Annotated in this window: 14 protein-coding genes; 8 read left to right on the top strand and 6 right to left on the bottom strand. The window is 74.7% G+C overall.

Annotated features, from left to right (window positions below):
• Window positions 1–100: 100 nt before the first annotated feature.
• The gene (locus tag ACZ4UX_RS32545; protein ID WP_465709266.1) at window positions 101–1,330 is read right to left on the bottom strand and encodes a phophatidylserine decarboxylase associated domain-containing protein; all 1,230 of its coding nucleotides are present in this window, start codon (window positions 1,328–1,330) and stop codon (window positions 101–103) included.
• Window positions 1,331–1,975: 645 nt separating this feature from the next.
• Between ACZ4UX_RS32545 and ACZ4UX_RS32550 the strand changes: the two genes are divergently transcribed.
• Window positions 1,976–2,587, top strand: coding sequence for a TIGR03086 family metal-binding protein (locus ACZ4UX_RS32550; RefSeq protein ID WP_465709267.1), 612 nt, complete (start codon window positions 1,976–1,978; stop codon window positions 2,585–2,587).
• 75 nt (window positions 2,588–2,662) lie between these two features.
• On the opposite strand, the gene ACZ4UX_RS32555 is transcribed toward ACZ4UX_RS32550, so the two are convergent.
• Window positions 2,663–3,373: a DsbA family oxidoreductase gene (locus ACZ4UX_RS32555; protein WP_465709268.1), complete on the bottom strand. Its 711-nt coding sequence runs from the start codon at window positions 3,371–3,373 to the stop codon at window positions 2,663–2,665.
• Window positions 3,374–3,605: 232 nt separating this feature from the next.
• Between ACZ4UX_RS32555 and ACZ4UX_RS32560 the strand changes: the two genes are divergently transcribed.
• Together ACZ4UX_RS32560 and ACZ4UX_RS32565 are read left to right on the top strand one after the other, a co-directional pair.
• Entirely contained in the window at window positions 3,606–4,373 is a 768-nt protein-coding gene (locus ACZ4UX_RS32560; protein WP_465709269.1) for an SDR family NAD(P)-dependent oxidoreductase, read from the top strand.
• Between the two features lie 256 nt (window positions 4,374–4,629).
• Complete coding sequence (locus tag ACZ4UX_RS32565; RefSeq protein WP_465709270.1) at window positions 4,630–5,418, top strand: DUF4230 domain-containing protein; 789 nt, start codon at window positions 4,630–4,632, stop codon at window positions 5,416–5,418.
• 55 nt (window positions 5,419–5,473) lie between these two features.
• Here ACZ4UX_RS32565 and ACZ4UX_RS32570 read toward each other — a convergent pair whose 3' ends face one another.
• Genes ACZ4UX_RS32570 through ACZ4UX_RS32580 form a run of 3 tightly spaced genes read right to left on the bottom strand, consistent with a single transcriptional unit; the run spans window position 5,474 to window position 8,031 of the window.
• Window positions 5,474–6,517, bottom strand: coding sequence for a hypothetical protein (locus tag ACZ4UX_RS32570; RefSeq protein ID WP_465709271.1), 1,044 nt, complete (start codon window positions 6,515–6,517; stop codon window positions 5,474–5,476).
• A 60-nt stretch (window positions 6,518–6,577) separates the two neighbouring features.
• On the bottom strand, window positions 6,578–7,438 hold the full coding sequence (locus tag ACZ4UX_RS32575) for an SDR family NAD(P)-dependent oxidoreductase (protein ID WP_465709272.1): 861 nt from the start codon (window positions 7,436–7,438) through the stop codon (window positions 6,578–6,580).
• Window positions 7,435–8,031, bottom strand: coding sequence for a TetR/AcrR family transcriptional regulator (locus ACZ4UX_RS32580; RefSeq protein ID WP_465709273.1), 597 nt, complete (start codon window positions 8,029–8,031; stop codon window positions 7,435–7,437). Before ACZ4UX_RS32580 ends, ACZ4UX_RS32575 begins: the two co-directional genes overlap by 4 nt.
• 146 nt (window positions 8,032–8,177) lie before the next feature.
• On the opposite strand from ACZ4UX_RS32580, the gene ACZ4UX_RS32585 reads away from it, so the two are divergent.
• The 3 genes from ACZ4UX_RS32585 (at window position 8,178) to ACZ4UX_RS32595 (ending at window position 9,797) form a co-directional block, all read left to right on the top strand.
• Entirely contained in the window at window positions 8,178–8,675 is a 498-nt protein-coding gene (locus ACZ4UX_RS32585; RefSeq protein ID WP_329485671.1) for a pyridoxamine 5'-phosphate oxidase family protein, read from the top strand.
• 118 nt (window positions 8,676–8,793) lie between these two features.
• Complete coding sequence (locus ACZ4UX_RS32590; RefSeq protein ID WP_465709274.1) at window positions 8,794–8,997, top strand: cold-shock protein; 204 nt, start codon at window positions 8,794–8,796, stop codon at window positions 8,995–8,997.
• A 164-nt stretch (window positions 8,998–9,161) separates the two neighbouring features.
• Window positions 9,162–9,797: a TetR/AcrR family transcriptional regulator gene (locus ACZ4UX_RS32595; RefSeq protein ID WP_465709275.1), complete on the top strand. Its 636-nt coding sequence runs from the start codon at window positions 9,162–9,164 to the stop codon at window positions 9,795–9,797.
• Window positions 9,798–9,817: 20 nt separating this feature from the next.
• Here the strand turns inward: ACZ4UX_RS32595 and ACZ4UX_RS32600 are convergent, their stop codons facing one another.
• Entirely contained in the window at window positions 9,818–10,981 is a 1,164-nt protein-coding gene (locus ACZ4UX_RS32600) for an FAD-dependent oxidoreductase (RefSeq protein ID WP_465709279.1), read from the bottom strand.
• 194 nt (window positions 10,982–11,175) lie between these two features.
• On the opposite strand from ACZ4UX_RS32600, the gene ACZ4UX_RS32605 reads away from it, so the two are divergent.
• Both ACZ4UX_RS32605 and ACZ4UX_RS32610 read left to right on the top strand, forming a co-directional pair.
• Window positions 11,176–11,310 carry a hypothetical protein gene (locus tag ACZ4UX_RS32605; RefSeq protein ID WP_465709276.1) on the top strand — a complete coding sequence of 45 codons (135 nt, stop codon included), beginning with the start codon at window positions 11,176–11,178 and terminating at the stop codon, window positions 11,308–11,310.
• 154 nt (window positions 11,311–11,464) lie between these two features.
• Window positions 11,465–12,352 carry a prohibitin family protein gene (locus ACZ4UX_RS32610; protein WP_465709277.1) on the top strand — a complete coding sequence of 296 codons (888 nt, stop codon included), beginning with the start codon at window positions 11,465–11,467 and terminating at the stop codon, window positions 12,350–12,352.
• Window positions 12,353–12,449: the final 97 nt, after the last annotated feature.

Here is a 12,449-nt window from a genome sequence, read left to right on the forward strand (position 1 = left end):
TACCCTCCCCCCCCCCCCCCCCCCCCCCCCCCCCCCCCCCCCCCCCCCCCCCCCCCCCCCCCCCCCCCCCCCCCCCCCCCCCCCCCGCGGGCGGCGGAGGTCAGCCCGCCCGGGCGATCTTCGCGTTGACCTTGATGACGTCCTTCTCCCTCAGCGTGCCGAAGCCCCCGACGGCGCCCTGCTGGAGGACCACGCACATGCTGGATCCCCCATAGCTGAAGTAGCCGAGCTCCTGGCCCTTGCGCACGGTGTCCCCCTGCGTCACGGAGAGGGTGACGGAGGAGATCTCGGTGATCCCGATGGGCACCACGCAGACCATGCCGATCTTCGGATCGTCGGCCTCGATGAACACCAGGCCGCGGGTGTTCACCGAGGACTGGTAGCCCTGCGAGTGCGTCCCGGCGGTCTTGTCCTGGCCCGCGCTCTCGGCGTTGCTGAACATCAGGGCGGAGACGACCTCGGCACTGCGGACGGTGCCGGAGACCGGCGCGTGCCAGCGGTGGTAGTCGGCGCCGGAGAGGAAGGACTGCAGCACGTGGCCGTTGACGAACCGCTCGGCGTACGGGCTGCCGGCCATCATGTCGGCCAGCGAGTACGGCTGCCCCTTGAGCCAGAACCGGTCGTACTCCCGGACGAGGTGGGCGATCTTCCAGACGGTGCCGTCGTTGGCCGAGACGATCGCCTTGGGGTCCGGGTCGACCGGGCGCAGGTCCGGCCGGATCCTGCGGTGGAAGTAGTCGTTGTAGGAGGTGAAGCCCCAGTGCGGCTCGGTGCGGTCGATCTCGAAGTCGTCGAGGTCGAACTCCTTGACGGCCTCCGGGGACAGCCAGCCCTCCGGCCCCTCGTTCAGCACGCGGCAGCTGTCGGCGGAGTCCAGGTAGCCGCACCAGTCCTTCAGGACCTTCTGGAGCGCGCTGTTGAACTTCTCGTTGCGGAACACCGCCTGGCCGGCCGGCGTCATCATCATGTAGACGAAGAGCGCCGACATCGGGAAGGCGATCCGCTGCCTGGGATCCGGGTCGTACCTGGGCACGTCGTGGATGATCCGGGTCAGGGCCCGGAGCAACTGGTCGACGGTGCGGACGCGGTTGTGCGGCGGCTGCACCTGCTCCATCATCTGGATCACGTACATCCGGACGATCGCGTCGTTCCTGAGCAGCGTCCGGAGGTCCAGCACCGCGCCGGCCGGCTCGGTCGGGCCGTCGGCGAGCCGGGCGACGAACTCCGACTGCCACCTGTCGACGGCCTCCCGGCTCTCCGGGAGGTAGCCCGCGAGGCGCGGGAAACTGCTCTCGTACTGGGCGTCGAGGTGGTCTTCGAGGTCGGTCACGAGGTCTCCTTGGTCGGTGACGGCCCCACGGCGAGGAGGTCGCCCGGCCCGTGGGCCTCCCCGGCTGGACGAAGGTCGACGCGGGGAAGGCGGGCTCTCCGGCGCGGACACGCGAACGCGGAGACGGGTTCGAAGATCACACCGCACACCGGCCCGGCGACCGCCGACGGGCGCTCAGGCCGGGTGCCACGAAGGAGCCTTCGGTGCGGGCCGGTGCCACGGCCGAAGGTTCGTCACACGTGCTCCCGGTGCGGTGTGCGGGGACTTCACCACCCGGCCGGCTGGGGAGACCGGCCACGGGACCGCCCGAGCAGGGGAGTTCGGGTGCCCGCGGAGTCATCATGGCGGGGGGAGGCCACCGGCCGGCCGCCGACACGCCAGCACGTGGACGAACCAGTCAGTCGCGGTAAGGCCCGTACCGGGTACGGGCCGTTTCGGGCAGCCGGTGGCCCTCCCGGGACGGCCGGCCCCGAGCGCCCGGCGGCACAGCCGCCGACCCGCCCGGCGGACCGCACCCCCGGGTCCGCTCGGCGACCCCGCGGTCACCGTCCGGCACCGTCGCCGGAATCAGCCCGCGTAGATCTGGCTTCTCACGCCCGGTAGCGGTTCACTGGGAGTCACCAGGGCAGGAACGGAGGCCCGGCCATGGGATGTCCCCACACACTCGGGTTCCACACCGAGGTCCGCGAGCGCTACGCCGCCGCCGGGGCGGAAGTCACCCGGCTGGTCCGGGCGGTACCCGAGGACCGGTGGACGGCGCCCACTCCTTGCCACGACTGGGACGTGCGCACCCTGCTGAACCACCTCACGGCCCAGCACCTGTGGGTCTGCCAGGCGGTCGCCGGCTACACCCCGGCGCAGATCGGCCACCGGTTCGAGGGCGACGTCCTGGGCCGCAACCCGGTCGGGGTCTGGACGATGGCCCTCGGCAGCGCCGTCCGCGCCCTCGACCGACCGGGCGCGCCGGACCAGTTGGCGCACGTACCGTACGGGCTGCGCGATGTCGGCGGCTACGCCCGCGAGCTGACCGCCGAGACCGTCGTGCACGGCTGGGACCTCGCCCGGGCGCTGGGCCGGGACGGCCGGATGCCCGAGACTGCGGCCCGGTACGCACTCGGCGAGTTCCGGAGCTGCCACGATCTCGCCGGCACCGGCCAGTTCGCCCCCGCCCGCAGCCCGGCCCCGGGCGCCGACGCCCAGGACCAGCTGATCGCCCTCACCGGGCGGGACCCGTCCTGGTCGGCCCAGCGGCTCTGACCGGGGGCGCCGGCCTTCGGAGGCCGGGGGTGCGGAGCAGGACGTCGGACCGGCCGACGTCCCACTCCGCGCAGCTCAGCCCTGCGGGACCGCGCAGCCGTCCGGTCCGCACACCTCTCCGGCCTCGGCGCCGGCCGCCGGCAGGAGGACGACCCGGCTCTCCCAGGCCTGCTCCAGCGCGGCGGTGAAGGTCGCCGGCGGCTGGGCGCCGGACACGCCCAGCCGGCGGTCGAAGACGAAGAACGGCACTCCGGTGGCGCCCATCGCCGTCGCCGTGGCCTCGTCCTCGCGCACGGCCTCCGCGTACGCGGCGGGGTCGGCCAGCACGCGGGCCGCCTCCCCGGCGTCCAGCCCGGCCTCGGCGGCCAGCTCCACCAGGCGGCCCGGGGCGAACGCCGAGCGCTCGTCGGCGAAGTTGGCCCGGTACAGCAGGTCCAGCAGTCGGGCCTGGCGACCGTGCTCCTCGGCGAAGTGCAGCATGCGGTGCATGTCGAAGGAGTTCGCCGCGTCGCGCCCCTCGGTGCGGTAGTCCAGCCCCTCCTCGCGGGCACTGGCGGCGATGCGCTGCTCGGCCGCCTCCGCCTGGTCCAGCCCGAGGCCGTACTTGGCGGCGATCAGCGGGACCACCGGGCGCGCCTCGGCGGGCGACCGGGAGTCGAGTTCGAAGGAGCGGTGGACGATCTCCACGTCCTGCCGGTGGGGGAACCGTTCGAGGGCCTTCTCGAACCGTGCCTTGCCGATGTAGCACCACGGGCAGTTGATGTCGCTCCAGATCTCGACGCGCACGGCGCTGCTCCTGTCCTCAGCCGGGCGGGTCCTTCCCGCACCGCCCGACCTCCAACATGCGTGATGAGGTAAATATTTCCCGCAGTGAAATGTTCACCCCGACCCCCGCAGGCCAGTAGGCCAGTAGGCCCGCGACCGTGTCGGCGGCCCGGTCGGCCGCTCCGGTGGGGCCCGCCGTAGGGTGCTGGACAGCCGGCCGTGCCCGACGGCCCGACCCCGGGAGCATCCCGCCATGAACCTGCCCTCCACCGGCCGTCGCGTGCTGGTCAGCGGGGCCTCCCGGGGCCTGGGCCGCGCGGTGGCCCAGGCCTTCGCCGCCAACGGCGACCGGGTGGCCGTGCACTACGGCACCCGCGCGGACGACGCCGCCGAGACGCTCGCCTCGCTCGCCGGCTCGGGCCACGCGCTCGTCCACGGTGACCTCACCGACCCTGCGGAGGCCGCCCGGGTCGCCGACGCGGCGGTGCGGGCGCTGGGCGGCATCGACGTGCTGGTGAATAACGCGGCCGTCAATCTGCGCCACCCGCTGCCCGGGACGCCGTACGACGAGTGGGTCGACAGCTGGCAGCGGCACGTCTCGGTCAACCTGCTCGGCACGGCCTACCTGAGCCACCGGGCCGCCCACGCGATGATCGAGCGGGGCGGCGGCGGACGCATCGTCAACATCGGCTCCCGGGGCGCCTTCCGGGGCGAGCCGGACCACCCGGCGTACGGCGCGACGAAGGCCGCCGTGCACGCCCTGGGGCAGTCGCTCGCCGTCTCCCTCGCCCCGCACGGCATCGCCGTCGCCTCCGTCGCCCCGGGCTTCTTCGAGACGGAGCGGGTGGCCCAGCGGCTGAACGGCCCGGAGGGGGAGGCGATCCGCGCGCAGAGCCCGTTCGGCCGGGTCGCCACCGCCGCCGAGGTCGCGGCCGCGGTGCTCTGGCTCGCCTCCCCCGCCGCCGAGTGGTCCTCCGGCACCATCCTCGACCTCAACGGGGCCTCCCACCTGCGGACCTGACCGGTCCGCCGGCGCCTGCCCGGCCGCGTCCCGGGCCAAAACCTCCCGCAGGCGCCGGAGTTCGGCATGCCGGGCGCGGGGTCGGGTCGGCAGGGCCGCCGTCCGCAGGCCGCCGAGCGGTCCCGCCCCCGGCGCGGCCGCCGGAGTGCCCGGGAACAGATCCGCACACGACGGAACCGTTGCCCCGCGCCCGAGCGGGCAGAAGGGCCTCGATGCCCGGGCCGACCCGGCGCGGGCCCGTCGAGGAGGTCCAGCGATGCGGTGGCCGACGAACGGTCGACGGCACGAACCCGAGAGACCGCGCACGGAACGGAGCGAGGAATCCGACGAGCAGCGCACGGAAGGGACGGAAGGGACCGAGCGGAAGGCGGCGGCGCCCCGCCGCACGCCGGACGCCCGGTCGCGGCCCCGCAGGGTCCCCTGGTACGTCGGTCTGCCGGTCACCCTGGCGGCGATCCTCGCGGTCTTCCTGGCCGCCGCCAAGCTGGACCTGCTGCCCGGACTGCCCAATCCCTTCGCCGAGCGCCAGATCGACCGGAGCCAGCCCGCCGTCCTCAAGTCCATCCAGGACATGAGCCGTTACACCGCGGCCGGCGGCAACTTCCAGGTCATCGTCGACCTGGACGAGGACGCGAAGTTCCTCCCGTCCCAGATCCTCGGCAAACGCACCCTGTACGTGGCCGCGGGCACCGTCGACGCGTACGTGGACCTGGGCGAGCTGGCGAACGGCGCGGTGACGGTCTCCGACGACCGGCGCTCGGCCACCGTCACGCTGCCGCACGCCCGCCTCGCCGACCCGGCGCTGGACGTGAAGCGCTCCTACGTGTTCTCCCAGCAGCGCGGGCTCTTCGACCGGCTCGGGGACTTCTTCTCCGGCAACCCCGGCGACCAGCAGAAGCTGGAGATCCTGGCCACCGACAAGATCAAGGCGGCCGCCGAGCAGACCGCGCTCACCGCGACGGCGGAGAAGAACACCCGGGCGATGCTGCAGAACCTGCTGACCTCGCTCGGCTTCACCACCGTGACCGTCACCGTCGTCCGCTGACGGCGGGCCGGCCGGGGGCTTTCGGGGTCGCCGCCGAGAGCCCCCGGTCGGCCGGTCAGACGGTTGCCAGGCCGAGGCCGTGGAAGGTCACCCGGTAGGGGCCGATGTCCTCCGCCTCACTGCCCAGCAGCAGGTCACCGGGGGTGGCGACGCCCGCCGCGCGCGCGGTCGCCACGAGGGTCCCGGCCAGGGCCCGGCCGTCCGGCTCGCCCGGGCCTCCCGCGTCGAGGCGCCACCTGGGTTCGTGGTCGTCCGCCCAGGTCTCCCGTGTGCCGGGGTGCTCGGCGACGGTGCCCCAGCCCGCCGCGGCCGGGTCGGCGTCGTGGTCGGCGAAGGACGCCAGCATCAGCCGGCTGTCCGCGTCGATGTCGAACAGGCGCGGCGCCCCGCCGCCCGTCCGGCCGTAGAGCCGCATGACCTTGGCGATGCCGAGCGCGGCGAACTCGGCCGGCAGCGTGGTGAGGAACGCGGCGAGCGCTCCGGTCACCGTCTCCCAACTCCGCGCCGACCAGCGGCCGGGCAGGCTCATTCCGGCGGTGGACGGGGCCCGGCGGGTGCCGAGGAAGCCGCCGATGGCGTTCTCCTCACCGTGGCCGAGGCCGAGGTACCAGTCCTCCAGCGGGGCGGTGGGCCGCAGGACGAGCTCCGGCCCCCGGCGGCCCGCCCGCAGTTCGAGCGTGTCGTGCGGACCGCGCCACCACAGGAACGGCGCGCCCCAGGCCGGGGTCGGGCCGTAGTAGGGCCCCAGCGAGCCGTACGAGCCGATCACCGACGCCTCGCCGAGTTCGTCGGTCAGTTCGGTCCGCGCCCGGCCGAAGGCCAGCACGTGGCCGGCGGCGTCGGGGCCGCCCCGCCCGGCCGGCACGGCCAGTTCGAGATGGGCCCGCCCCTCGGCGTAGCGGCGCTCGGACGGCCCGACCGGGCGCAGCCGCGGTCCGTCGGGTGACGCCCCGTCGGCGGGGCCGGCCCGGCGCAGGCCGAGGCCGTCGACGAGGGCCCGGGCGCCGTCCTCGGTCCAGCCGCCGGTCCGCGCCGCGAGGAGCCGGCGGGCCAGGCCGGCGAGCGGTTCGTCCACGGGAGTGAAGTGTTCTTCGAGCACGGGGAGATTCTGCCCCGGCGGGGCGGCGGGCCGGCCCGCCGCCCGGCCCCCTCGGACGGGTCAGGCCGCTCGGACCGGCTCGGGCAGCGGGAAGCTCCGGCGCATCAGGGCGTCGAAGGCCGCGTCGGGGAGCAGCCGCTTGGCGAGCATGGTGGAGCGGGCCAGGGCGCCGACGGCGTAGCGGGCGCGGGGGCGCGCGGCGGTGGCGGCCCGGACCACGACCCGGGTGGCGGCCTCGGCGGGCACGGCGCCGTTGCGGCGGGTGAAGGTGCGGCCGCCGTACATCTCCGCGAGGCGGCTGCGGAACCCCGCGTACGGGTCGGCCGGGTCGGCCTCGCCGTGCATGGTGGCCACCGCCGTCGCGGCGAACCCGGTGATGGTCGGGCCGGGCTGGACGACCACCACCTCGACGCCGAAGGGGGCGACCTCCAGACGCAGCGAGTCGCTGATCGCCTCCACCGCGTGCTTGCTGGCGTGGTAGAAGGCGCCACCGGGCGGGGAGAAGCGGCCGGCCATGGAGGAGATGTTGACGATGCGTCCGCGCCCGGCGCGGCGCATGCCGGGCAGGACCAGCTGGGCCATCCGCACCAGCCCGAAGACGTTGGTGTCGAACTGGGCGCGGATCTCCTCCCGGCCGGCGGTCTCGACCGGCAGGTGGAGGCCGTACGCGGCGTTGTTGACCAGCAGGTCGACCTGGCCGTGCGCGGCCTCGACGACGGCGACCGCGGCGGCCATCGAGGCCTCGTCGGTGACGTCGAGCGCCAACGTGGTGATGCCGAGGCCGGCGAGGTCGGCGAGGGTCTCGGGGCGCCGGGCGGTGGCGTGGACCCGGTGGCCGAGCCGGTGGAGGGCGAGCGCGGTCTCCCGGCCGAGGCCGGAGGAGCAGCCGGTGATCAGCACGGTCCGTGCGGCGTCGGTCATGGCGAGACCTTTCGGTGCAGGAGGTCCCAGACGGCGGCTTCGGCGCGGTCGAGGTCCTCGGCGGGGAGGGTGTGCAGGCCGCCCGGGCGGCGGAGCTTGACGAGGCCGGTGAAGGCCCCGAGCGCGAGGGCGACGAGTTGGGCGGCGTCGCCTTCGCGGATCTCGCCGGCCCGCTGGCCGCGTTCGATGAAGTCGGCGGCGACGCGGTCGATCTCCTCGGCGAGGGCGCGGCTCTCGGGGGCGAGGAAGGTGTCGTGCTGCTGGTGTTCGAGGAAGACGAAGGCGTCCGGGTACGCGACGGCGTAGCGGGTGAAGCCGCGCCAGAAGCGGCCGAACTCCGCCCGGATGTCACCGGCCGGCCCCCCTTCGGCGAGCGCGCCGGCGAGGTGGTCGAGCAGGGCGCGCTTGGCGTGCTGGAAGGCCGCGTTGCCGAGCGCCTCCTTGCTGGGGAAGTAGCGGTAGATGCTGCCCACGCCGACGCCGGCGCGCTGGGCGACGGCGGGCATCTGGGTGCCCTCGTAGGTGCGTTCGGCGAAGAGCGCGAGGGCGGTGTCGATCAGCAGGCGGTCGAGGTCGGGCTTCCTGGGTGCCACGGAATGAATATTCATTCCTCTCCTGGGCCCTGTCAATCCCCTCCCCCGCCCGCTCGGCCCCATCCCCGCCCGACGAGACCCCGGCCCCGGAACGTTCCTAAGCTGGAACGGCTCTGCTGGACTACCGCTGGAAGGTGGGATCGACCGTGCAGCCGACCGAGATCAACGAGGTCCTGAACCGGCCGCTCAGCCAGGAGCTCCTGGCCCGCGCGCTGACCCGGCTGGCCTATGTAGCCAAGGACGGCACGCCCCGGGTGGTACCGATCGGGTTCGTCTGGAACGGCTCGGAGATCGTGATGTGCACGGTCAAGAACGCCCCGAAGCTGGCGTCCCTGCGCCGGAACCCGGCGGTCGCGCTGACCATGGACACCGAGGCGCACCCGCCGAAGATCCTGCTCGTCCGCGGCCGGGCCGAGCTCGACGTCGTCGAGGGCATCCCGGACGAGTACCTGCGCGGGAACGGCGCCTACGAGATGACGCCCGAGCAGCGGGCCGCATGGGAGGCCGAGGTCCGCTCGCTCTACGACGGCATGGTGCGGATCGTCGTCACCCCGACCTGGGCGAAGCTGATCGACTTCGAGACGACCCTGCCGAGCGCGGTGGAGGAGCTGATCCGCCGGCGGGACGAGCGCGACCGGACCTGACCCCGCCGCCGGATCACCCGCTCGCACCACTCGGGGTGACGGACCGGACACCTTCCGCCATCGGCACTGCTCAGTGGCGGTATCGTGGCCGCGCCCAGCACGTGTGAAGGAGATCGGCATGGCAACTGGCAAGGTCACATGGTTCAACGCGGAGAAGGGCTTCGGCTTCATCGCCCAGGACGACGGCGGCCCGGACGTCTTCGTGCACTTCTCCGCCATCCAGACCACCGGCTTCAAGGAGCTCTACGAGAACGACGTCGTCGAGTACGACGTCACCCAGGGACCCAAGGGCCCCCAGGCGGAGAACGTCGTCAAGGTCTGACCGGAGCTGAACCACCGTGCCGGCACCCCGCCCAGGGATGCCGGCATCAGCCCGCCCCCGGCCCGCTCCCGACCTCGCCCCCCCGGGCCGTTCGTGGCCGAAAGGCCGCCGGGCCGGTTTCAAACGGCGTTCGAAACCCCCGTGGTGATCGTTAGACTGCCGGGGTGAAGCTGACCGCAGACCGGATCATCGACGCCGGAATGGCCGTGTTCGCCGAGTCCGGCTACCACGGCCTCTCCATGCGGCGGGTGGCGGAGCGGCTCGACGCGCACGCCGGAAGCCTCTACTACCACGTGCCCAACAAGGCCGCGTTACTGCAGCTGATGGCCGACCGGGTGGCCCGCCAGGCGTACGACGCGGGCACCGAGGCACTCGCCGCACTGGACGCCTCCAGCGGCTGGCAGGCCCGGCTGACGGCGCAGACCGTCGCCCTGCGCCGGAGCATCCGGCGGCACCCCGGCGGGGCGATCATGTTCGCCGACAGCCCGAAGACGCTCAGCCCCGGCGCGCTGTCCGTGATGGAACGGCTGCTCGACACCCTCGCGGCGGCGGGCGTCCCGGCGGAGCGGTGCGGCACCGCCGCCGACACCGTGCTCAGCCACGTGACCGGCTACGTCCTCCAGGAGCAGAGCGAACCGCCGGTCGTACCGCCCGCCCCGGAGGCCGTCGCCGCCCTGCACCGGCGCTTTCCCCGCACCGTCGCCGCGGCCGCCCACGACCAGGACGGGCAGTTCGCCCGCAGCCTGGAGCTGATCTGCGCCGGTATCGCCACGCTGCTCCCGCCCGCCGAACGGCCCTGACCGCCCGAGGTGACGGGCCCTCAGGCGGTGCCGGACGGCTCCGGCAGCGGGACGTCCCAGGCGAGCAGGCGCAGCAGGTCCTCGTCCACCCGCGGCCGGGCGCCGTCCGGACGAGCCTGCGGGGCGGCCGAGGGCGGGCCGGCCGTCAGGCGGGCGCTGGCGGCCGTGTTCTGCTCGGTCCTGGGCCTGCGGTGGTGCTCGAAGCGGGCCAGGGCCGCCGCGGCTCCGGGGGTGTCGCGCAGCGCCTTGGCCAGGACGACGGCGTCCTCCAGGGCCATCGAGGCGCCCTGGCCGGTGGCCGGCGAGGCGGCGTGCGCGGCGTCCCCGATCAGGACGGCGCGCCGGGTCCGCCAGCGCGCCCCCGGCGCGACGTGGAGCGCGTTGGTGACCATCAGCCGGTCGCCCGTCGTGGCGACGATCCCCGCGGCCGGGGTCCGGTCCGCGCCCAGCAGCGGCGCCAGCCACTCCCGCCACTGCGCGGGAGTGGTGCCGGCGACCTCCACCGGGGACGCGGCGGGCCCGGGCACCCGGGCGAACCAGCAGGTCTCGCCGCCGGGTGAGACCAGGTACCCGAACGCGGCGCCGCTGCCCCGGACCATGGTGATCCGCTCCGGCCCGGAGGACGGCGCGGTGGAGGTGCTGTACCCGTAGAAGACGCGCTGGCCCGCGTACTCGGCCGCGGGCGCGGCCGGGTCCAGCCAGGCCCGGACGGCGGAGTGCGTGCCGTCCGCGCCCACCAGGAGGTCGCCGGTGGCACTGGTGCCGTCGGCGAAGTGCGCGGTGATGTCGGCGTCGGTCTCGGTGACGGAGGTGAGCCGGGCCCCGTGCCGGACCTCGATGCCGCGCCGTCGCGCCTCGGCCCGCAGCGCCGCGGCCAGCTCGGCGCGGCGCAGGCAGCGGTAGCGGGTCAGCCGGTGGCCGGGCTCGCCCAGCGGGACGGCGGCCAGCTCGGCGCCGCTCGCGTCGAGCACGGTCATGGTGGTGATCGGGAAGCCGAGGGCCGCGACGGCCTCGGCCGCGTCGATCTCGGCGAGGGCGCGCATCCCGTTGGAGGCGAGGGTCAGGAAGGCCCCGATGTCCTCACCCGTGTCGGGGTGCGCCTCGTGGACGGTGACGTGGAACCCCGCCTTGTGCAGCGCCAGCGCGGCGGCCGTTCCGGCGATGCCGCCACCGATGATCCGCATGGTCGTCAACCGAGCTTCCCCTCCCGTGCTTTCCCGCCGCTCCGGCGGCCGACCCGGACTCGCGGGGGGAGCGGAGCGGCCACGGGACCATCCTGCCAGTCGCCGGGGCGGGCGGGGGCAGGAGCCACCGGGCCCGTCCGGCGCACCCCACCACGCCGCACCCCGGGGCGCGCGCGGCAGGGCGGCCTGACCCGGTGGATGGCCGTGCCCCGGCAGACCGAGACGGCGGGCTGCCGATCGCCACCGCCGCCACCATGGCCGAGCTGCCCGACGAGGAGGTGTCGGTGGGCTGCATCGACAAGGCCACCCGCTTCCGGCCCGCCCGGTGACCCCCGCGGGCCGTCGGACCGGGCCGGCCACCACCGCGAATGGCCCCATACCCTGACGGACCGTCGGGCCGGGGCCGGACGGACGGCCCGCGTTCACCGGAGCACCGTCCCCGCGTCACCCGCGCCCCGCCGGCCGCTCCCTAGGCTGCCGGCCATGATCTTCATCTCGCTGCTCCTGCTCGTCCTCGGCACCACCCTGCTGATCCTGCGCCGGCGGCGGGTTGTCACGTTCCGCCTCGCGACCCTCACCGGCGCGGGCACGGCCCTGCTCGGCCTGCTGCTCGGGCTCACGACCTTCACCTACGTCGTCCAGCCGTACGAGGTGGGCGTGCCGAGCACGCTCGGCACGGTCGGTGGCACCTGGCAGCCCGGCCTGCACCTCAAGTCGCCGCTGACCGACGTCACCACCTTCTCCACCCGGCCGACCGACCTCGACCTCACCGACGGCGACACCGTCGAGGTCCGCTCCTCCGAGGGCGGCGTGCTCTACGCCGACCTGACGGTCAAGTGGTCCGTCGACCCGGCGCACGCCGTGCCGCTCTACAAGCTCGCCGGCAGCGGGGACGCCATCCAGCGGCGGCTGGTGTACGCGGACAGCCGGGAGATCGTCCGCAACGTCTTCGCCCGGCACACCAGCGTCGAGGGGTACTCCGCACAGCGCGAAGCGATCGGCGCCGAGATAACGAAGCTGGTCACCGACCGGCTCGCCCCGCGCGGCGTCCTGGTCAACGGCGTCAACCTGCGCAACGTCCGCCCCAGCGAGGGCCTCCAGAAGGCCATCGACCAGAAGATCCAGCAGGACCAGGCCACCGCCCAGGCCGAGGCAGCCGTCCGGACCGCCAAGGCCGAGGCCGAGAAGCGCAAGATCGACGCCGACAGCACCGCGGCCGCCAACGCCGCGATCGCCGGCTCGCTGACCGACAAGATCCTGCTCAGCCAGTGCATCGAGGCCTTCAAGGCGGCCGCCGAGAAGAACCCCGTGTACAGCAGCCCCTGCGGCTCCGCCGGTACCCCCGTGATCGTCGACGGCACCAAGCGGTAGCGGGGGCGGGGGGGGGGGGGGGGGGGGGGGGGGGGGGGGGGGGGGGGGGGGGGGGGGGGGGGGGGGGGGGGGGGGGGGGGGGGGGGGGGGGGGGGGG

Source organism: Kitasatospora sp. NPDC028961, assembly GCF_055564815.1.